Origin of the sequence: Peribacillus sp. YIM B13482 (assembly GCF_042787975.1) — a bacterium.
GTDB classification, from domain to species: domain Bacteria; phylum Bacillota; class Bacilli; order Bacillales; family DSM-1321; genus Peribacillus; species Peribacillus simplex_A.
Genome location: NZ_JBHZPF010000001.1, coordinates 67,584 through 88,691, shown reverse-complemented (window position 1 = coordinate 88,691; position 21,108 = coordinate 67,584). Strand labels below are relative to the sequence as shown.

The 21,108-nt window shown below is 40.6% G+C and carries 24 protein-coding genes; 18 read left to right on the top strand and 6 right to left on the bottom strand.

What is annotated here, in order from left to right; translation table 11 throughout:
- Nucleotides 1-11 precede the first annotated feature (11 nt).
- From ACFX4L_RS00485 to ACFX4L_RS00435, 12 genes are all read left to right on the top strand, one after another.
- On the top strand, nt 12-848 hold the full coding sequence (locus tag ACFX4L_RS00485; RefSeq protein WP_377380704.1) for a MetQ/NlpA family ABC transporter substrate-binding protein: 837 nt from the start codon (nt 12-14) through the stop codon (nt 846-848).
- Nucleotides 849-999: 151 nt separating this feature from the next.
- Nucleotides 1,000-1,152: a YuzK family famiily protein gene (locus tag ACFX4L_RS25390; RefSeq protein ID WP_477626575.1), complete on the top strand. Its 153-nt coding sequence runs from the start codon at nt 1,000-1,002 to the stop codon at nt 1,150-1,152.
- Between the two features lie 452 nt (nt 1,153-1,604).
- Nucleotides 1,605-2,390: a Fe-S cluster assembly ATPase SufC gene (sufC, locus tag ACFX4L_RS00480; protein ID WP_061465489.1), complete on the top strand. Its 786-nt coding sequence runs from the start codon at nt 1,605-1,607 to the stop codon at nt 2,388-2,390.
- 15 nt (nt 2,391-2,405) lie between these two features.
- Entirely contained in the window at nt 2,406-3,707 is a 1,302-nt protein-coding gene (gene sufD / locus ACFX4L_RS00475; protein WP_061465488.1) for a Fe-S cluster assembly protein SufD, read from the top strand.
- Entirely contained in the window at nt 3,707-4,936 is a 1,230-nt protein-coding gene (locus tag ACFX4L_RS00470) for a cysteine desulfurase (protein ID WP_377403514.1), read from the top strand. The genes sufD and ACFX4L_RS00470 overlap by 1 nt, the downstream gene beginning before the upstream one ends.
- A complete protein-coding gene (sufU, locus tag ACFX4L_RS00465) occupies nt 4,926-5,354 on the top strand; it encodes a Fe-S cluster assembly sulfur transfer protein SufU (protein ID WP_284469319.1) in 429 nt (142 codons plus the stop codon). Before ACFX4L_RS00470 ends, sufU begins: the two co-directional genes overlap by 11 nt.
- A gap of 55 nt (nt 5,355-5,409) precedes the next feature.
- Nucleotides 5,410-6,807: a Fe-S cluster assembly protein SufB gene (gene sufB, locus ACFX4L_RS00460; protein ID WP_144478059.1), complete on the top strand. Its 1,398-nt coding sequence runs from the start codon at nt 5,410-5,412 to the stop codon at nt 6,805-6,807.
- Between the two features lie 190 nt (nt 6,808-6,997).
- Entirely contained in the window at nt 6,998-7,846 is an 849-nt protein-coding gene (locus ACFX4L_RS00455) for a DUF72 domain-containing protein (RefSeq protein ID WP_377403511.1), read from the top strand.
- 85 nt (nt 7,847-7,931) lie between these two features.
- The gene (locus ACFX4L_RS00450) at nt 7,932-8,759 is read left to right on the top strand and encodes a sulfite exporter TauE/SafE family protein (protein WP_284469321.1); all 828 of its coding nucleotides are present in this window, start codon (nt 7,932-7,934) and stop codon (nt 8,757-8,759) included.
- 16 nt (nt 8,760-8,775) lie between these two features.
- Complete coding sequence (locus ACFX4L_RS00445; protein WP_377380696.1) at nt 8,776-10,161, top strand: bifunctional metallophosphatase/5'-nucleotidase; 1,386 nt, start codon at nt 8,776-8,778, stop codon at nt 10,159-10,161.
- Nucleotides 10,162-10,221: 60 nt separating this feature from the next.
- Nucleotides 10,222-10,524 (top strand): YunC family protein, encoded by a 303-nt coding sequence (locus tag ACFX4L_RS00440; protein WP_061465481.1) that lies wholly within the window; start codon nt 10,222-10,224, stop codon nt 10,522-10,524.
- Between the two features lie 174 nt (nt 10,525-10,698).
- Entirely contained in the window at nt 10,699-11,679 is a 981-nt protein-coding gene (locus ACFX4L_RS00435) for an HD-GYP domain-containing protein (protein ID WP_377403509.1), read from the top strand.
- A gap of 132 nt (nt 11,680-11,811) precedes the next feature.
- Here ACFX4L_RS00435 and yunB read toward each other — a convergent pair whose 3' ends face one another.
- Both yunB and ACFX4L_RS00425 read right to left on the bottom strand, forming a co-directional pair.
- Nucleotides 11,812-12,561, bottom strand: coding sequence for a sporulation protein YunB (gene yunB, locus ACFX4L_RS00430; protein ID WP_061465479.1), 750 nt, complete (start codon nt 12,559-12,561; stop codon nt 11,812-11,814).
- An 87-nt stretch (nt 12,562-12,648) separates the two neighbouring features.
- The gene (locus tag ACFX4L_RS00425) at nt 12,649-13,656 is read right to left on the bottom strand and encodes a M23 family metallopeptidase (RefSeq protein WP_377380690.1); all 1,008 of its coding nucleotides are present in this window, start codon (nt 13,654-13,656) and stop codon (nt 12,649-12,651) included.
- Between the two features lie 164 nt (nt 13,657-13,820).
- On the opposite strand from ACFX4L_RS00425, the gene lipA reads away from it, so the two are divergent.
- Nucleotides 13,821-14,735: a lipoyl synthase gene (gene lipA / locus ACFX4L_RS00420; RefSeq protein WP_125162574.1), complete on the top strand. Its 915-nt coding sequence runs from the start codon at nt 13,821-13,823 to the stop codon at nt 14,733-14,735.
- A gap of 42 nt (nt 14,736-14,777) precedes the next feature.
- Here the strand turns inward: lipA and ACFX4L_RS00415 are convergent, their stop codons facing one another.
- The gene (locus ACFX4L_RS00415) at nt 14,778-15,437 is read right to left on the bottom strand and encodes a YhcN/YlaJ family sporulation lipoprotein (protein ID WP_317777283.1); all 660 of its coding nucleotides are present in this window, start codon (nt 15,435-15,437) and stop codon (nt 14,778-14,780) included.
- A 112-nt stretch (nt 15,438-15,549) separates the two neighbouring features.
- On the opposite strand from ACFX4L_RS00415, the gene ACFX4L_RS00410 reads away from it, so the two are divergent.
- Complete coding sequence (locus tag ACFX4L_RS00410; protein ID WP_061465475.1) at nt 15,550-15,825, top strand: YutD family protein; 276 nt, start codon at nt 15,550-15,552, stop codon at nt 15,823-15,825.
- A 31-nt stretch (nt 15,826-15,856) separates the two neighbouring features.
- Here the strand turns inward: ACFX4L_RS00410 and ACFX4L_RS00405 are convergent, their stop codons facing one another.
- Both ACFX4L_RS00405 and ACFX4L_RS00400 read right to left on the bottom strand, forming a co-directional pair.
- The gene (locus tag ACFX4L_RS00405) at nt 15,857-16,150 is read right to left on the bottom strand and encodes a hypothetical protein (RefSeq protein ID WP_061465474.1); all 294 of its coding nucleotides are present in this window, start codon (nt 16,148-16,150) and stop codon (nt 15,857-15,859) included.
- 66 nt (nt 16,151-16,216) lie between these two features.
- Entirely contained in the window at nt 16,217-16,483 is a 267-nt protein-coding gene (locus tag ACFX4L_RS00400; protein WP_061465473.1) for a DUF3055 domain-containing protein, read from the bottom strand.
- Between the two features lie 447 nt (nt 16,484-16,930).
- On the opposite strand from ACFX4L_RS00400, the gene ACFX4L_RS00395 reads away from it, so the two are divergent.
- Both ACFX4L_RS00395 and ACFX4L_RS00390 read left to right on the top strand, forming a co-directional pair.
- On the top strand, nt 16,931-17,368 hold the full coding sequence (locus tag ACFX4L_RS00395) for a DUF86 domain-containing protein (protein WP_061465472.1): 438 nt from the start codon (nt 16,931-16,933) through the stop codon (nt 17,366-17,368).
- 23 nt (nt 17,369-17,391) lie between these two features.
- Complete coding sequence (locus ACFX4L_RS00390; RefSeq protein WP_284469325.1) at nt 17,392-18,159, top strand: TIGR01457 family HAD-type hydrolase; 768 nt, start codon at nt 17,392-17,394, stop codon at nt 18,157-18,159.
- 78 nt (nt 18,160-18,237) lie between these two features.
- On the opposite strand, the gene ACFX4L_RS00385 is transcribed toward ACFX4L_RS00390, so the two are convergent.
- Nucleotides 18,238-18,735 (bottom strand): phosphatidylglycerophosphatase A family protein, encoded by a 498-nt coding sequence (locus ACFX4L_RS00385; RefSeq protein ID WP_061465470.1) that lies wholly within the window; start codon nt 18,733-18,735, stop codon nt 18,238-18,240.
- A gap of 199 nt (nt 18,736-18,934) precedes the next feature.
- On the opposite strand from ACFX4L_RS00385, the gene yutH reads away from it, so the two are divergent.
- Together yutH and ACFX4L_RS00375 are read left to right on the top strand one after the other, a co-directional pair.
- Nucleotides 18,935-19,936, top strand: a complete 1,002-nt coding sequence (gene yutH / locus ACFX4L_RS00380; RefSeq protein WP_377380682.1) for a spore coat putative kinase YutH — start codon at nt 18,935-18,937, stop codon at nt 19,934-19,936.
- A 108-nt stretch (nt 19,937-20,044) separates the two neighbouring features.
- Nucleotides 20,045-20,959 (top strand): L,D-transpeptidase family protein, encoded by a 915-nt coding sequence (locus ACFX4L_RS00375; protein WP_377380680.1) that lies wholly within the window; start codon nt 20,045-20,047, stop codon nt 20,957-20,959.
- The last annotated feature ends 149 nt before the right edge of the window (nt 20,960-21,108 follow it).

Genomic DNA, 21,108 nt, shown 5'->3' with positions numbered 1-21,108 from the left:
AGATGAATAGGATGAAAAAGTTTTTAGGGTTTGCATTAGTCCTTGTTTTATCGATTGCTCTGGCAGCTTGTGGAGCCGATAAGGACAAAAGTGGCAGCGATACAGAAAAGGAAGCGAAGAAATTAGTTGTAGGGGCATCCAATGTTCCACATGCCGAGATTCTTGAAAAAGCTAAACCTCTTCTTAAAGAAAGAGGAATAGATTTGAAAATTGAAAAATTCCAGGATTATGTTTTACCGAATAAGGCTTTAAATGATAAGGAATTGGATGCTAACTATTTTCAGCACCTACCTTTCCTTGAGGCGGCCAATAAAGAGAATGGATATAATTTAGTCAATGCGGGCGGAATTCACATCGAGCCTATCGGTCTATATTCAAAAAAATATAAAAGCATCGCTAAACTTCCGGAAGGGGCAACAATCATTATGAGCAGCTCGGTTGCTGACCACGGACGTGCGTTATCTCTGTTGGAAAAGAATGGCCTGATCAAATTGAAAGAGGGCATAGATAAAACGACAGCAACAACAAAAGACATCGTTGAAAATAAGAAAAACCTTAAATTTGATGCTAATTATGAAGCAGCTTTACTTCCAAAGATTTATGAGAATGGTGAAGGGGATGCAGTTCTGATCAACTCTAACTATGCAATCGACGCAGGCTTGAATCCATTGAAGGATTCGATTGCCATTGAAGGTTCTGACTCGCCATATGTGAACGTGATTGCGGTTAACAAAGGTGATGAAAATAAAGAAGAAATCAAAACGCTAGTAGAAGTATTGCATTCTAAAGAGATTCAAGATTTCATCCTTAAAGAATATGATGGTGCAGTTGTACCGGTTGATAAATGATTCAAGAATGGCGGCCTGATATAATTCAGGTCGTTTTTCATGTTTAATCCCGAATCTGAAGGGTAAATAGTTAATGAAGGAAATAAAATGATACACAAATTTGAAAGGATGGTTCACTATCAATACTCTTGATTTAAATGTAACAAGCGAAATGGAAAAGGCGATGCAGTCTTCACATGGGATTGGCTACAGTGAGTACAGTAGGAACTTAGACCTCCGTATCGAGGTTGAGAAGGAACGAGATAGGGAGCATGTAAAGTGCAACAAAATGGTCCTGGATCTTCAACGCAAAATTCACGTCTAAGCATATAAAAGAGTTCTTTAAAAGATCGGTCTGTAGAGGTAAAATGGAAAGTGGTCCGGAAAATAAGGGTTTCCTTATTGGATAAACTTACATAATGCCTGACAGTCCGATTTTTTTCTTTCCAAACCGGAACGTTCATACCTTCCAATCGAATCTGTCGAACATATATTAATAAGAACGAAGGTTTGCCGAATAATAAGATAATTTTAACAAAAGCTAAAATACGGCTGAATATGCTGTAAATATGCCCTATCTGTTAGTATCCTAAGAATAGGACAGGTTTTTACTATGTAATAAGTAGAAACCCCTATCTATATTAGTTGATTCTAAATTGGATTTGTTATAAAATTGGAATGAGAATAAATTGAGAATGCTTTTATGCAAATTATAGTAAAGAAAGTTATCTTTACTTTCTGGTAATAAAATAGGAATTAGTTCACGGAGGTATTATTATGTCAGCTTCTACATTAACGGTTAAAGATCTTCACGTATCAATTGAAGGTAAAGAGATTTTAAAAGGGGTAAACCTTGAAGTTAAAGGTGGAGAAATCCATGCGATCATGGGACCAAATGGAACTGGTAAATCCACTTTATCATCAGCAATCATGGGTCACCCAAAATATGAAGTGACAAGCGGAAGCATCACATTCGATGGGGAAGACGTATTGGAAATGGAAGTCGACGAGCGCGCTCGTGTCGGTCTATTCCTTGCTATGCAATATCCAAGTGAAATCAGTGGCGTTACAAACGCTGACTTCTTACGTTCTTCCATTAACGCACGCCGTGAAGAAGGCGATGAAATTTCATTGATGAAATTCATCCGTCAAATGGATCAAAAAATGGAATTCCTTGAAATGGATGAAGATATGGCGCAACGCTATTTAAATGAAGGTTTCTCCGGCGGAGAGAAAAAACGTAACGAGATTCTTCAATTAATGATGATCCAACCTAAAATTGCAATTTTAGATGAGATTGATTCAGGGCTTGACATCGATGCACTTAAAGTCGTTTCAAAAGGAATCAACGAAATGCGCGGAGAAGACTTTGGATGCTTGATCATCACTCACTACCAACGTCTATTAAATTACATCACTCCTGATTATGTACACGTAATGATGCAAGGACGTGTCGTAAAATCAGGTGGTCCTGAACTTGCTGCCCGCCTGGAAGCGGAAGGTTATGATTGGATCAAACAAGAATTGGGCATTGAAGACGAAACTGTTGGCGAAGAAGCGTAAGTAGGAGGATTTGCAATGACTACAGAAACGAAATTACCGTTTGAACAAGAGGATATAAGCTCTTATTCAACTAAAAATAATGAGCCAGCTTGGCTTTCCGAGCTTCGGATTCAAGCGTTTTCTGAATTTGAAAAGCTCCCGATGCCAAAGCCGGATAAAACGAAAATCGACAAATGGAATTTTACTTCTTTCAAGACCCACGCGGTTGAAAGTGAAGCTTTTGCCTCTAAAGAGGAGCTTCCGGAAGAAATCAAAGCCATCATTGAAGAAAACGGAAACTTATACATTCAACGCAACAATACGCCGGCACATATCAATCTGTCAGCAAATGTGAAAGAACAAGGCGTCATTTTTACGGATATTTTCACAGCGGCACGTGACCATTCCGAGCTTGTGCAAAAGTATTTCATGAAAGACGGCGTTAAAATAGATGAGCATCGTTTAACAGCATTGCATGCTGCATTAGTTAATGGGGGAGCATTCCTTTATGTTCCGAAAAATGTAGAAATCAAAGAGCCGATTCAAGCGGTATTCTTGTTGGATAATCCAGATACTGCACTTTTCAACCATGTATTGATCGTAGCGGAAGATAACAGCTCGGTAACATACGTGGAGAACTATTTCTCAAATGTTGAATCTAACGAAGGCATTGCCAATATCGTAACGGAAGTATTTGCGAATGCGAATGCAAAAGTGGAATACGGAGCGGTCGATACACTTTCAAAAGGCTTTACGACATATGTTAACCGTCGTGGAGTGGCAGGGCGTGACGCTCGTATCGAATGGGCACTTGGCCTGATGAACGATGGAAATACGATTTCAGATAATACAACATATCTAATGGGCGATGGCTCTCACGGTGATACTAAATCCGTTGTTGTCGGACGCGGGGAACAAAAACAGAACTTTACGACAGCCATTATTCATTTTGGCAAACGCTCTGAGGGCTATATCCTTAAGCACGGTGTAATGAAAGACGCAGCATCCTCTATTTTTAATGGAATTGGGAAAATAGAGTTTGGTGCTACAAAGGCTAATGCCGAACAAGAATCACGCGTACTGATGCTGAGTGAAAAAGCACGCGGTGACGCCAATCCAATCCTCTTGATTGATGAAGATGATGTAACGGCTGGTCATGCTGCTTCCGTCGGTCGTGTTGACCCGCTTCAACTGTATTATTTAATGAGCCGTGGTATTACAAAGAAAGAAGCAGAAAGACTTGTCATTCACGGATTCTTGGCCCCTGTTGTTAACCAGCTTCCTATTGAGGGAGTTAAAAAACAATTAGTAGCGGTCATTGAAAGGAAAGTACAGTAATGAACCCATACGAAATTCGTAAGCTTTTTCCAATATTAGATCAAGAAGTCAATGGTCAGCCATTAGTTTATTTAGATAGTGCTGCAACCTCTCAAAAACCGGCTGCAGTGATTGAAGCGATTGAGCAATATTACCGCGGATACAACTCGAATGTTCACCGCGGGGTGCATACACTAGGAACAAAAGCTACGGATGCGTATGAAGGTGCACGTGAAAAGGTACGTAAGTTCATTAATGCTTCTTCTACAGAAGAAATCATCTTCACTAGAGGTACAACGACTTCTTTAAATACTGTAGCAAGAAGTTACGGTGGTGCAAATATTAAAGCGGGTGACGAAATCGTCATCTCCTACATGGAGCATCATAGTAATATCATTCCGTGGCAGCAGCTTGCCAAAGAAAAAGGCGCTGTACTGAAGTATATTCCGCTTCAGGAGGATTGTACGATTTCCCTTGATGATGTGAGGGCAACAATTACGGACGCAACGAAAATCGTTTCCATCATGCAGGTTTCGAATGTACTTGGTGTTATCAATCCTGTGAAGGAAATCGCGCAAATCGCCCATGAACACGGTGCTATAATGGTAGTCGACGGGGCGCAAAGCACGCCGCACCTAAAAGTGGATGTCCGTGATCTGGATTGTGATTTCTTTGCCTTCTCAGGTCATAAAATGGTCGGCCCAACTGGTATCGGCGCATTATATGGCAAAAAAGAACTTCTGGAAAAAATGGAGCCGATTGAATTCGGCGGTGAGATGATTGATTTTGTAGGTTTGTATGAGTCTACATGGAAAGAACTCCCGTGGAAATTCGAAGGCGGAACCCCTATCATTGCAGGTGCCATCGGCCTTGGGGCTGCGATTGATTTCTTGGTAGAAATCGGCTTGGATAATATTGAACGGCACGAACATAAACTCGCCGCTTATGCGATGGAGAAAATGTCTGCAGTTGAAGGGCTGACGATATACGGTCCAAAAGATTCAGAAAAACGTGCGGGTGTAGTAACCTTTAATATTAATGACGTACATCCACATGATGTCGCTACCGTACTTGATGCAGATGGAATTGCTGTCCGTGCCGGTCATCACTGCGCACAGCCATTAATGAAATGGCTTGACGTGTCCTCGACAGCAAGAGCAAGTTTCTATCTCTATAACACGGAAGAAGATATTGATAAGCTTGTGTCCGGGCTTGTTAAAACGAAGGAGTATTTCAGCAATGTCTTTTGATAACTTAGATACACTTTACCGTCAGGTCATTATGGATCATTATAAGAAACCACGTAATAAGGGCATGCTAGAGGATGGTAGCATGACGATTGACATGAACAATCCAACTTGCGGTGATCGGATTCGATTAACGATGAAGATTGAAGATGGAAAAGTCAACGATGTTAAATTCGATGGTGACGGTTGTTCGATATCCATGAGTTCAGCTTCCATGATGACTCAAGCCATTAAGGGCAAAGACGTTGAAACTGCTTTAGCCATGTCCGAGACTTTTTCCTTAATGATTCAGGGAAAAGAATACGATGATGATATGGACCTTGGGGATATTGAAGCCCTTCAAGGTGTTTCTAAATTCCCTGCCCGAATCAAGTGTGCGACGTTAGCTTGGAAGGCCATGGAAAAGGGATTGAAGGAATAATTAAATTAAAATGAGCTGTTGTAATTCAGCCATTTGAAATGGAGGAATACGAGCTATGGCAAAGAAAATGCCTGAAATCGGCGATTATAAATATGGCTTTGCGGATAAAGATGTTTCCATCTTCCGTTCAAAGCGCGGTCTGACAAAAGAAATCGTGGAAGAGATTTCTCGAATGAAGGATGAACCGCAATGGATGCTTGATTTCCGTTTGAAATCATTGGAGCATTTTTACAACATGCCAATGCCTCAATGGGGCGGCGACATGCAGAGCTTGAACTTTGATGAAATCACATACTATGTTAAACCATCAGAGAAATCGGAAAAATCTTGGGATGAAGTTCCTGATGAAATCAAACAGACTTTTGATAAGTTGGGAATTCCTGAGGCCGAACAAAAATATCTTGCAGGCGTATCCGCTCAATATGAATCTGAAGTGGTTTACCATAGCATGAAAGTTGAATTGGAAGATTTGGGTATCGTGTTTAAAGATACGGACTCAGCACTTCGTGAAAATGAAGATATCTTCCGTGAGCATTTTGGAAAAACTATTCCGCCTACTGACAATAAATTCTCGGCATTGAACTCGGCGGTTTGGTCAGGCGGATCTTTCATCTATGTACCAAAAGGCGTTAAAGTGGATACTCCGCTTCAAGCTTATTTCCGAATCAACTCTGAAAACATGGGTCAATTCGAACGTACGCTAATCATTGTTGATGAAGGCGCATCCGTTCACTATGTAGAAGGTTGCACAGCACCTGTATATACAACTAACTCCCTTCATAGTGCGGTTGTTGAAATAGTCATTAAAAAAGATGCTTACTGCCGTTACACGACGATCCAAAACTGGGCAAACAACGTGTTTAACCTGGTTACGAAACGTGCGGTCTGTGATGCTAACGCAACTATGGAATGGATTGATGGTAACATCGGTTCTAAATTGACAATGAAATATCCTGCTGTCATCTTAAAAGGTGAAGGTGCCCGCGGTATGACATTATCCATTGCCATTGCCGGAAAAGGCCAGCACCAAGATGCTGGGGCAAAAATGATTCACCTGGCGCCAAATACATCTTCAACTATCGTATCAAAATCAATTTCTAAACAAGGCGGTAAAGTAACATATCGCGGTATCGTTCACTTCGGACGTAAAGCGGATGGAGCTCGTTCGAACATTGAATGTGATACATTAATCATGGATAATCAGTCTACATCTGATACAATCCCTTATAATGAAATCTTGAATGACAACATTTCCCTTGAACACGAAGCGAAGGTTTCCAAAGTATCTGAAGAACAATTGTTCTACTTGATGAGCCGCGGAATTTCTGAGCAAGAAGCAACGGAAATGATCGTAATGGGCTTCATCGAACCATTTACAAAAGAACTTCCGATGGAATATGCGGTTGAAATGAACCGTCTGATCAAGTTCGAAATGGAAGGCTCCATCGGATAATAACCGACTGTCATGCCTGTAAGGCGATTTAGAATAACCCATTCATACAAAAAGCCTGCCAGGGAGACTTGGCAGGCTTTTTGTTTTGGAAAGTGATATTCGACACCCTTATCAAAGATTGAATATGGTATACAAGGGTAAAAAATAGTAGCCAGGAAATGGGGCCTGTCCCGAAAGGAGTGATGGTCAGATGATATATGTTGGTGTGACCGGTTGGGGGGATCATGATAGTTTGTATCATGGCGGTGTGTCGCAACGTGATAAACTCAAAGAGTATGGGGCTCATTTTCCCATTGTGGAGGTGGATGCCTCATTTTATGCAATCCAGCCAAAGAGGAACAGTGAAAAGTGGATATCCGAGACACCAGCGTCATTCCAGTTTGTCGTTAAAGCCTATCAAGGGATGACGGGACATCAGCGTGGGGAAATTCCATTTGAAAGTAAAAAGGAAATGTTCAAGGCCTTTCGGGACTCTCTAGAAGCTTATCAGAAGTCCGGCAAGCTCGCGATGATCCTATTTCAGTTTCCGCCATGGTTTGATTGTAAACGTAAAAATGTAAATTACCTGAGATGGTGTAAAGCTGAAATGGGCGATATTCCAGCTGCCATAGAATTTCGGAATCAAAGCTGGTACAGACCCAACATGGTCCAGCAATCCCTGGACTTCATCCAAAAGGAGGGTTGGGTCCACACTGTATGCGATGAGCCTCAGGCTGGGGAGGGATCCATTCCTATCGTCCTCCATTCCACCCATGAAGATAAAACGCTGATCCGCTTTCATGGACGTAACCTGCATGGTTGGCAGAGACCTTCTTCGGGTGATAATTGGCGTGAGGTCAGGTACTTATACCGATATAATCATCAGGAATTGAATGAATGGGTGGAGAAAATCAGGATATTGGAAAAGGAATCCAAGGAGATATATGTCCTGTTCAATAATAACTCAGGCGGAGATGCCGCTGATAATGCCAAACAAATGATTGAGTTGCTTGGTATAGAATATGAAGGACTGGCTCCCCGGCAGCTTGGTTTGTTTTAAGACGCATTATATAATGAATAAAGAGATGGTATGACAAGCAAGTAAGAGGTAATATCCTCACAAACAGGTAAAGGCGGATTTCTTTATGGTATGGTTAGTATTAGTGGGTATCGGATTATTAGCGGGTTCAATTGGCTCTCTTGTCGGTCTGGGCGGCGGCATCATCATTGTGCCTTCTCTTTTATATTTAGGTGCATCTACAAATATAATAGAAGAACTGACACCTCAGATCGCCGTCGGTGTTTCAACGGTGATCATGATTTTTACCGGCTTATCTTCTACTTTATCTTATTTAAAACATAAAGTGGTGGATTATAAGGCAGGCTTAATCTTCTTTATAGGCAGTGCACCTGGTGGAATAATAGGAGCCTATGTGAATAAAAACCTTAATGTCGAAGCTTTTTCATTGTACTTTGGAGCTTTCATGATTTTCATGGCTATCGTGTTATTAGTGAAAAACCGTTTGAAGCCAATGGTTTTCAAGCCTGGTAAAGCGAAAATAGTTAAGACGTATAAAACTGAAAATGGACATTCATTTTCTTATGGTTACCATCCCCTGATAGCTGTATCGATTACATTTGTCGTGGGATTCAGCTCCGGGTTATTTGGAATTGGCGGTGGAGCCTTAATGGTTCCTGTAATGATGCTTCTTTTCTTCTTCCCTCCGCATATGGCTGTAGCGACTTCGATGTTCATGGTATTTCTATCTTCGGTCACAAATTCGATTACACATATTTCCCTTGGAAATGTAAATTGGCCATATGCTTTTGCCCTGATCCCAGGTGCATGGTTCGGTGCTAAATTAGGGGCTTACATCAATACGCGCCTAAAGAGCGGGGCACTTGAAAATATGTTGAAAATAGTACTGATAATCATTGGTTTACGTCTTATATACCAAAGTATTACAGGATAAACGAGGAGGAAAAATGATGTCAGAAATCATTCATTTATATCACACCAATGATCTCCATAGTCATTTTGAAAATTGGCCTCGTATTGATAAGTTTCTTAAAGAAAGAAGACAACTTCATCAAGAAACGGGAGAAGAGGCAATCATACTTGATATAGGAGACCATGTGGATCGCTGGCATCCATATACAGAAGGTACGTTGGGTAAAGGAAATATTGAACTTCTGAATGAAGCGGGCTACCAATATGTAACCATCGGCAATAATGAAGGGATCACTTTACCTCATGATGCGTTAGACTCCTTATATGATCATGCAAGGTTCAAGGTCTTGGCAGCCAATATTTATTATGGGGATAATGAAAGGCCGGAATGGGCGCTGCCATATTGGATACATACAACGGTAAAAGGCACCAAAATTGCCTTGATAGGTCTGACAGCTTTTTTTCAAAAGTTTTATTCTGCGATGGGCTGGGAATTAACAGAACCATTCGTTGAGTTAAAGGAACAACTAGAAAGGGTTAGAACAGAGGCAGATGTAATCATCATCCTTTCTCACCTGGGCATCCATGATGATGAGCGGATGGCAGCGGACTTTCCGGAGATTGACGTCATACTTGGCGCGCATACCCACCACATCCTTCACCAAGGGAAATTGATCAATGATACACTCCTATGCGGTGCAGGGAAATATGGTTTTTTTGTTGGGCAGGTGGAAATGACCGTCAATCAGGAAAAGAGAATTAGCAAGAAGAGTGCCATTCTCTATGATACGAATGACTTTTCGGAATTAGAGAATGAACGACCATGGATTGAAGCAATGTATCAGGCCGGTGGGGAAACGCTAAAACAGGTCGTAGTTGACTTACCGGAAGCGCTGGAAAATGATTGGTTCAAAGTAAGTGCTTTGACGAAAATCCTTGGTGAGGCCTTAAGGGAGTGGAGTCAGGCGGATTGCACCTTTTTGAATGCGGGTCTTCTGCTCGATGGATTGCCAAAGGGACCTGTCACAAAAGGGGATATTCACAGAATCTGTCCACACCCCATCAATCCTTGCATCGTTGAAGTTAATGGGAATGAATTAAAAGAAATCTTAATGCAATCGAGAAATGAGGAGTGGCCACACATTCAGGTGAAAGGTTTCGGTTTCCGGGGAAAAATCATGGGCGTCATGAATTATGATCAAATTGAATTTAACGAAATGGAGAATGGAATCGTAAAAGGGATATTGATAAAAGGGGAGAAACTGGAGACTGATAAGTCCTATAAACTGGCAATACCTGATATGTTCACGTTTGGGCACTTTTTTCCAAGTATTCAGCGCACAAATCGCAAGAAATATCTATTACCGGAATTCTTACGGGATATCCTTTTATGGAAGTTGAAAAAAATATATACAGATGCCTAACGCTAAATCACGGTTTCGCCTTTTCATTCATAAAGTATGAGGAAGAAAGGGGCGAACCCAATGATTAGCATGATACCAATAATACTTGATAATCATACATTCCTAGCCATTTCTGTCCGACTGCCCAAAACGAATTTACTTGCCGTCGCTTCCGATAAAGGATATATAATGTGCGGTGCGTTGGATGTAGCGCTGCTGAATGATAAATTGAGAGATCGTAAAATCCTTGCAGGCAGGGCTACAGGAGTTAAATCGATTGATGAGCTTTTGGAAGCGCCGCTTGAATCAGTTACCTGGGAAGCTGTGGAAAAAGGCATTTATCCAGGAATGATTGGTAAAGAGGCATTAATCAAAATGATTTGAAGTGGTGGGCTTTCTTTTATCCAGAAGGGGGCCTTGTTTTAATTCACCAAGAAAATAGTCAATATTTTTCAATAAATATTTTTAAACGGATTCATTTATAAGGATATTTTCCGATAACCCTTATAAAGGAACGGTTTGATTTACAAATATTGAATTGGGAAATGGAGTACAAGTATGAGGCTAGCTATTACAAAGTCCCTGAGCCCTGGAGCCAGGCTCGGAAAAGCCATTTATAATGAGCAGGGCCATATCCTCTTGTGTGAGGGTCTTACATTAACGCAGAAAATGATCGCTCGACTGGTATCCCTTAATATTCCTTTAGTTTACATTCAAGATTCTAGGACGGATGACATTATTCCAATGCCACCAGTATTCGGGAACCTAAGGAGAGAAGCCATTAATAGGATTGAAACCACTTTCCTGGACATGAAAAACGAAATGAACCTTGATGGATCTTTCACGATGGAGCAACCTAACGTCAAGTTCACTCAAATCGTCCGAAACATCATGGACGAGCTCAATAGGAATAATGAGTTATTGACTATATTGGCGGATGTTTATACATACGATGACTATATCTTTACTCATTCCTTCAATGTGACCCTATATACCCTGGCAATCGGGATGGAGTTGAATATTAATAATAAGAATCTCGAAATTCTTGGGCTGGGAGCGATTTTACATGATGTCGGCAAAATGTTCATACCTTTGGGAATCCTCCATAAACCCGGTAAGTTAACGGAAAAGGAATTTAGACAAATCCAAAAACATGCCGATTATGGATTTCATCTAATCAAAAATGTTCATACCGTTTCACATTTAGTTGCAAATTGTGCCTATCAGCATCATGAAAGGCTTGATGGATCTGGATATCCACGTGGAATAAAAGGGGATGAAATCCATTATTTCGGCAAGATCATTGCCGTTGCCGATGTGTTTGATGCCGTGACTTCCAATCGGGTTTACCGTAAGGCCATGCTGCCTCATCAGGGGTTGGAAATCCTTTATGCGGGAATCGGGAAAAAATTCGACAATACGATCATCGAGGCATTCCGCCGGGCAGTTGCCATCTATCCAAATGGTCTATCCGTAGAATTGAATGATGGGAGAAAAGGTGTCGTATCCGCTCAGAATGAGGGGATAGGGGACCGATAAGGATACTTGAAGAAAATGGGGAACAGGTAAAAGAGTCCTATGAAGTGGATTTGAATAAAAGCCTGCATTTGCTGATCATGAAATGTCTCAATATACAAGAACCAGCCTAAACTCAAGGATAAGCTGGTTTTTTTATTCCTTGTTTTCCTTCATGATGGCAGGTGCCACCGAACCGTTTCCGTTACTATAATAACTTGGTACATCACCCTCAATTAGCAAGCTGCCCACTGTCACTTCCTGACTGACCTTGGTCTCTTTAGTGAAGGAGGGGATGACGATTTGAATATTGACATCAAAATCCACAATCAATTCATAATACACATTATTGATGCCTGCGTTTGTCAATTTTGTCTTCAAATCCGATTCAACATTACCGATGACTGACATTTTCACTGGGATTTCAGGTCCATAGTTGGAAAGGAGGTTATTCCCGGTTACGACACCCAATGGTATATAATAGACTACACTTTTATATTGTTCATCATTTATTTTGGAGGAACCCTTTTTAAAAGGATTTCCCTGTTCGATGCCAAGCTTGTTTTGAATATCCTTTGTAATGTTAGCGCGCAATTCACTGTATATGACCGGATTGAAGCTATAGGAAGAACTGGAGTCCTTACCACCCTCGTTGTTGGTGATGATTTTGTTCATATCAATCTTGGATATATTCTCATCTACAGATTCATGAATCGTTTCCGTTGCAATCCGTTTGATTTCATATTCGGCTACACTCATGATCACCGGTTCAATTGATTTATCAACATACCAAAGAGTCATGATGCTTGATATGATAAAAAGGATAAATGAGTAGAGGAAAACTTTTCGGGTGGGAAGAGGCCCCTTTTTTCGGAATTTCTTTGTTCGAAATCTTTTTCGGAACACGCTTTAGCCCCCTTTACTAATACCTATGCATCAAGTTCGGGGGTTTATGTTCGAATCAAAAAAAAGCAGCGAGAAATTCGTCGCCGCTCACTTTTGTTTTTTAGCTAAATCCTTCCTTTCCCACATTTTTAAATAAGGGTAAGGGTCAAAGCTCCATTCTGTGATTCCATTGTCTTTGTACATCCCATAATGAAGATGCGGAGGGAATTTACCCGCAGTTCCAGGAGGGCCGTAACCTGTACTGCCTACACCTCCGATGATTTGTCCGGGCTCGACGACTTGTCCGACTTTCAATCCTTCGGCAAATCCGCTTAAATGGGCAAAGTAATGATACGTATTATTTAAATCCCGTATCCCAATCCGCCAACCCCCGAATTTATTCCAGCCTTTCATTTCAATGATTCCATAGCTCGTTGACCGAACAGGAAGGCTATAATCCGCAAATATATCTGTACCCTCATGGATTCTCCTTCCGCCCCATCCACGAGCGCTTCCCCATGTATTTAAATACGTATAATGGGTCCGTACTGGAACTGGAAAGGCTTTTTCCTGTAAATCCAGCCGGCCATATTTCTTATAAATCTTCGCATTGCCGATAATGATGCTGACGGCTTTATCTCGTTTATAATATTCCCATAAGCCGATCCGGATATTATCTTCATCTGAACCATAAGTATGGAGATGCTTCGAAAAAGCGTATAATCGATCGGTGTCATTAGTAACATCAGCTTTGCCATCGCCATTCCCATCCTGGCCCAACCCATCAAAAAAGGTGATCGTTAGCGGGTTCACATCGTTTAAGTGAGGATTGAGAGCCCCACCCCACTTTGAAGGCTCGATATTGATGCCAATTAAACCCTTTGCCGGCTCTAAATCCCGTCTGGCAGCCCTTAGGCTGTGCTCATATTGATCAGCGCCAGCAAGGTAATACCATGGGATTTGCAGGGTAGCTTCCATGTTTCTATAAAGCGCCATTCTTCCTGCATAAACTTCAGGGGTATCAGCGGCATTAACCATTTGGCTTGATGCATCCAAAATAAACAAACAAGTTATGATAAGAAGAAATAATTTTTTCAACGGGGCAACTCCTTTCATGAGAATCTCCAATTTATAAAGACATCAGTCCATCTTTTATAGTTTTGCTGATTTGGCTTTAAACATGAAAAATAAATAATGGGAAACCAACTATAACTTGTATAAATGCTTTTTTATTGTTAAAGTAGGGTGTGTTAATTTCTATAGAATGGAGTGACATTTTCATGTCTTCTACAAATAAAGAAATTCTTCGTAAACCAGATTGGTTAAAAATAAAGCTTAATACTAATGAAAACTACCTCGGTTTAAAAAATATGATGCGGGAAAAAAATCTTCATACAGTTTGTGAAGAGGCGAAATGTCCGAATATTCACGAATGCTGGGCAGTGAGAAGAACGGCCACATTCATGATCTTAGGTGAAATCTGTACAAGGGCATGCCGTTTTTGTGCAGTTACAACCGGACGTCCTAATGAATTGGACTGGGCTGAACCAGAGCGTGTTGCGGATTCCGTTGTTCTGATGAATTTAAAGCATGTTGTCATTACAGCTGTTGCCCGTGACGATTTAAAGGATGGAGGCGCTGAAGTTTTTGCTGAAACGGTCCGTGCCATCCGACGCAAGAATCCATTTACATCAATTGAAGTATTACCGTCGGATATGGGCGGGGTGCATGAAAATATTAAGACTTTGATGGATGCTAAACCAGACATTCTGAACCATAATATAGAGACAGTCAGAAGTCTATCCGACCGTGTACGGGCTCAAGCTAAATACGAACGTTCATTGGAGCTTTTAAGAAGAGCCAAAGAACTGTATCCGGAGATTCCGACAAAGTCCAGCTTAATGGTCGGCCTTGGAGAAACACGGGAGGAAATCCTCGAAACGATGGATGACCTAAGGGCTAATAATGTGGATATCATGACGATCGGCCAGTATTTGCAGCCGACTAAAAAGCATTTGAAGGTGCTGAAATACTACACGCCTGAGGAGTTTGCCGAATTGAAGGAACGTGCATTGGAAAAAGGATTCAGCCATTGTGAATCCGGCCCGCTTGTCCGTTCTTCCTACCATGCGGACGAACAGGTTAATGCAGCGGCTAAACATAAGCAAACCAAAGGTGAAGAATTATTGAAATAGAGTGAAATAAAGGACCGAAAAATTCGGTCCTTTCATTTTTAATTAACGGTTATCCATTTTTTGATTGATGTTATCGTGATGATCCCTTTTATCGTTAACCATTTCTCCGTTTTCATTTTCTGCGTTACTCATTTTGTATCCTTGAGGCGATTTCAGCATTCTTTTGATGGTTTGTTCAATCGTATAGTCGATCCCTTTGCTGCCGGATTTCAATGTAGCGAAATTCTCGACATCTTGGGAAAGGTTTTGAAAATCATCACTGACGTAGACGTGATAGTAGCGAGGAACGACGGACATAGCTGTTCGTTTAACTTGGTCAGCGGTTTCAGTCCGATCCTTGGTATTTGTATCGTATACAACAAGAACTTCCTCATCCGTTACGAGGGTAGCCGCATCATTGACATTTGGAATCTGTACACTGAGCTTAGAAATGACATCAGACAATTGTTCACGGTCAATGGAAGCAGCCTTGTTAGAAATGTTACGGCCGTCAATGGTTGTACTATTGGTGCGGGTAAAACCGAAATCATCACTTTTATTGTCATGATTGCGATAATCCTCGTCATAATATTGGGTCGGATTATTTACGTTTGTTGGGTTACCAGCATGATTTTTTGCACCAAGCCCCTGATCATGTTTATTAGAACATCCGGTCAGTGCAATAATCGAACTTAAACCTATTGTTATTATCGTTTTTTTCATCAATAACACCCCCGTAACTTTAGGATGAACATATTTCTCTATTTTTCGCTTAGTAATTGATGGGGAATCAGTTATAATTTAAGAAGGAATGTATTTTTGAGAGGTGAAAGCAATGATTAACATCAATAACATGACCTATGAAATAATCGAGGATGAAAGGGAAGGCTATAACGAAGAAGCGTTTAAAGCCAGATACAGTGAGATTTTAACGAAGTATGATTATATTGTAGGCGATTGGGGTTACGGCCAATTGAGGCTGCGTGGATTTTTTGATGATTCTAATCAGAAAGCGACCTTCGATACAAAAATAAGCACGCTTACTGAATATTTATATGAATACTGCAATTTTGGCTGTCCATATTTCGTCATGAAGAAAATAAAGAAATGAAAAAGGCCAGAATTTACTCTGGCCTTCCATATTAAGAGCTTCCGTATCCTTTATAAGGAGGCTGCTCATGGTTTTCTGGATCATCATGTGTCGGATGAGCACCAGGATATTTTCGAGGTAAGTCTTCGTGCAACGATTTATTTTCAAAATTAAAGGCACTTTGATATCGTTGCCCTTCCTGCCATGGCGTGTTTTTATTTTGAACTGGTTCATCCTTTGCTCTGGATGATCCAAAAGGTCCTTCGGGAAATTCTTCAGGAATTAAATAATCCCGCTGTTTTTCGACATTGGAGAAATCGTGGTATATTTCCTCTTCTTTGCCCAAGGTAATCCCCCCTCATGTAATCGTACATTCAGTAGGTTTTCCCGATTAAGAAAAAAACTTCAGCTTTCAGACGATTTCCATTAAAAAGTGACTTAATTCTTCCGCTTCCGCTTCTGACAACTGAAAGGCATGCTCAAGATAGCCTTCCTCTTCTAAATCATCAGGTCCAATGATCGCGAATCGGTTACTCTGCATATTTAAAACAAGTTTCTTCCCATAAAAACGATCAGTTGTCGTAATGGCCAAATCGAATCTTGATTCTTCGCCCATGAAACTTATGAACCGGGTTTTTGAATCAACGACGTCATTGTATAAATAAAAACGATCTTCCATAATATCATTCCCTTCTTATGTTCACATTTGTAATTCCATCATAACAAAGTGACTTCAATAGGGGAACAGACATTTTCGGGCTTCCAAAGGTGGAGGAACTTCGTCACGCGTCTTGATGCATTAGGATCGTCCAGCAATCATGCCGCGAGAGAGTTTTCGTCGATTAAAGGAAAATTGTCAAGAATGCAAATGGGACGTAATTTTGGTTACTTTTATTTCAATGGAGGACGGGAAATGCGACCCCTGTAAAGAAGTCAATGTACGTTTCTGCCGATGTTTAGTAGAGGGATCGGTTCAAAGGTTGTGGCTGAAGGAATTGAGAGTAGGGGAGAAGCTATGGTATTATCAAGGAACAAGGTTGTTTTGGTACAGGGTTATAACTCGGCTGGCCAATCAACCATAGTAATGCTTCCTATATCATCTTAGATCAGAAAGGATCTGGAAAAAATGTACTTTGTAGACCGCCAAAAGATTGAACAAATATTAGGTTTTCTTGAAAAGCAGCTTGGGCTTTTTGAAGGGCATGATAATTGGGATGGAGACATTGAGGAACTTATCGCTGAAAGGCTCATACAGACTTCCATCGATTCCGTGTTGGATGTAGGAAATGCAGTAATTGATGGTTTTATTATGCGTGATCCGGGAAGTTACGAAGATATTATCGATATCCTTCATGATGAAAAAGTCATTTCAGAAGAAAAAGCGATACAATTTAAAAAGGTTTTGCCGCTAAGGAAAATGCTGGTTCAAGACTTCATTGAAGTTGATCACAACGAACTGCATAAGGTATTCTCGGAAAATATCGCGGCATTTAAGCAATTCCCGAATTTGGTGAGGAACTATTTAACAAACGAATTGGGACCTGTATCTGCTTTTAAAAACTAGTATTGTTAGGAAGGCGAATTCAAATGAAGTCGTATAAAGGGTATTTAATTGACTTAGATGGCACCATGTATCGCGGGACTGAACAAATTGCGGAAGCTGCAGGTTTTATAAATGACCTAAAAAAAAGGGATATCCCTTATTTATTCGTCACCAACAACTCGTCCCGGACTCCGGCACAGGTAGCGGATAAATTGAGAAGCATCGGCATATCAACGGAAGATGATCAGGTTTTCACGACAAGCATGGCCACAGCGAATTACATAGCTGAACAAAAGGAAGCTGCATCGGTCTATGTAGTGGGTGAAGAAGGCATTATCGAGGCTCTCAAGGAAAAAGGAATGAAGCTTGTGGATGAGCATCCAGACTTTTTGGTAATGGGCATCGACCGCGGCATCAATTATGAAAAGTTGTCAAAAGCCTGCCTTGCAGTTAGAAATGGCGCAGTTTTCATTTCAACAAATGGCGATATTGCCATTCCTACTGAACAAGGCCTTTTGCCGGGGAATGGTGCTTTGACATCCGTTGTTTCCGTTTCGACTCAGGTACAGCCGATTTTCATTGGAAAACCTGAATCCGTCATAGTGGAACAGGCTCTAAGAGTATTAGGGGTACCTAAAGAAGAGACAATCATGGTTGGGGATAACTATGATACGGATATCCTCGCCGGCATTAATGCAGGGATCGACACATTGCTTGTACATACTGGGGTAACGACCAAAGAACGCTTGAAGCAATATAAGGAGCAGCCGACGCATGTGGTGGACACGCTCGACCTATGGCGCTTCGAATGAAAAAACCAGGCCTGCGAAAGCAGCCCTGGTTTTTTTATGTCGCAAAACAGTGAAAATCAATGAAATGAATTTGGCTTACTATTCTGCATTTTCGGTTCTGTGGGCAAGCCGGCTTGAAGCGGCAGCTGCAATTGCTCCGACAATATCATCTAGAAAGGTATTTACCTTACCTGTGCTTTTATCGTTCAAATATTTTAAGATACCCGGCTTTTGCTTATCGATGAAACCATAATTAGTAAAGCCGATGGATCCGTAAACATTCACAATAGAAAAAGCTAATATTTCATCCACCCCATATAGGCCTTCATCTATTTCAATGATGCTTAGCAAGGGTTCCTCGAGCAGTTTTTTCTCGGCTAGAATATCCAACTGTATGCCGGTCAGTATGGCATTTTGGACCTCGCGTTTTGAAAGGACCCGTTCTACATTGTGAAGGCAATCGGCCATTTGGAGATTTTCATGGTAACCTGATTGTAAATACATGACAAGTTCAGCGATATCCTCCAATTTCACTCCTCTTTCAATTAACCATCTTCGAGCCGTTTGTTCAGAAATTGATTGTTCAATATTAGCCATGTAATCACCCATTTCTCTATATTTTAAAGGGATAGTTCTAATGCCGGCAGTTTTTAGTTGATTAAAATGAAAACCCAGTTTTAATGCGAATTTCCAATAAGGTTTCGATAATCATTCAGAAAACGGATTATTCCACATATATATAAGTATATGATGTCCAATATTTCTATTATATCCATTTATTGAGGGGGGCCATTCCATGATAGAAGAAATCATTTTTAATAATTATGGTATACAGGTAGGGCTTGAAGAAACCAATAGCAGGTTTCCAAGCTTCCGTTCAGGGAATATGGTTTACAGCATCGTTCCCATTGGAAATATGGAGCAGGAGGAATTAGTGGAACGGCATAAAATGTCTCAACACCTGATTTCACAAGGAGATCGCTACGTATCGGCCTTTGTCCTTGCCAATCATGGAAGTTTTGTTTCGGAAGCGGATGAACAATTATTCATCCTTCTTGCCAATCAGGCTTTAGAAGGCCCGAAAAATTTCAACCCAGGAAGACGGCTGGCAAGATTTCACCAGCGTGGGAGAAATATTAATGAAACGATTCGAACATGTTCAAGGATTGGTAAATGGAAAGAGCTGTGGGAACAAAGGATCGATCAGTTAGAAATGATTTGGAGGGATAAGCTCAATGCCCATCCTGATAACCAGTTTGAAAAATTATTTATAGAAACCTTTCCCTATTATATGGTACTTGGTGAAAATGCGATTCAATATTTGGTCGACACGGAAATTGATGATACCCCGCAAATTGTCGATAGTGGAACAGTATGTTATGAACGTTTTTTACATGATACCTGGAAAAGCAATAAATGGATGAAAAATCCGTTTGATTGGGTGTTCGACCACGGCACCAGGGATGTGGCGGAATGGGTGAGGGAACACTATTTTCAAAATGTACATACCCATCAGAAAGGCATTGGCCATTTCTTTCACGAATATCAGGCTATAGATCAATTCTCCAGCTTTTCAGCCCGGTTGTTATATTCAAGAATGCTATTTCCCATTCATTACTTTGAAACAGTAGAAGAGTATTTTTCAAAAACGACGGAATCAAGGTCGAATGAATTGGAGGACAAAATATCGTCGATCACGAAATCCTCCCAACACTATGAATCATTCCTCAAACATTTTTATGAATTGGCGGAAGTTCCGGCCAAGCAATATAATTTACCTCAAATTGACTGGATTTAGGAAAGAAATATGATCCATCCTTAATTACTATGTTATGATGATAACAAGATTTTTTTGAATAGTTAGATATTTAAAGTGAATTACTTAAAGATGTGGAAAGGTGAGTCCATGAAAAGATTGATAATGGCGGCCCTTTTATTCCTTTTAGTCATCCAGACGACAAATCTTGCGAAAGCTGAAACGAAAATAAGTTGCGAAGCAACTCAATTCAAGATTGTCATGAAGTCTACTACTGATATGAAAGAAAAGGCGTCGGCTGGAAGTAAAACATTAAAGAGTTATAACAAAAATAAAGAATTATCGGCAAGTGGGAGAACTGGAAACTGGTATAAGGTCTGTCACTCAAAAAAGACTGCATATATCAAGATGGCAGATGCAAAAGAGGTTTTCAGTTCCGATGAAAAAACCCTTCTGAAGAAATTCGATATGAGAAAGGGTGTTAACCAAGTTGTATCGGTAAAAGGGAAATCGATGAGTGATACGGAGGTCACGATCCAAACGTATGAAAAGAAACAAGGTGAATGGAGACGGGCATTAAAGGGGATGGAAGGCGTCATTGGGAAGAACGGCTTCACGAAGAGCAAAAAAGAGGGCGATGGAAAATCCCCGGTTGGGATTTATTCATTTGGTACTGCTTTTGGAAGCGAAACGAAGCCGGCCGGTATGAAAATGAGCTATAGGAAAACGACCAATTATGACTACTGGATTGATGATCAAACATCAAAGGATTATAACGAGTGGAAAACCTATAAAGGGAATCCGGCAGATAAATGGAAGTCTTTCGAAAGGATGAATCATGAACTATATAAGTATGGGGCGGTCATCAATTATAATACGAATCCCATCATAAAAGGAAAAGGCAGTGCAATCTTTCTTCATATATGGAGAGGCGAAACAAAGCCGACGGCGGGATGTATAGCCACTGCCGAAAAGAACGTCCTCAGTTTACTGAAATGGATGGATCCCTTGCAAAAGCCACATATCGTAATGGGTACAAATGATTCATTAAAGAGCGTTAAGTAATAATCTTCAAAATGGTTTTCCCATGAAAAATTAGTGTTATCCGTTCTTACTCATTCAAGGGATGGACAAAAAAGTTCGTACATCCATCTTTTCTAACTATTGATAATTATATGAATTAATCTTATAATGTCTACTATACAAATACAAAT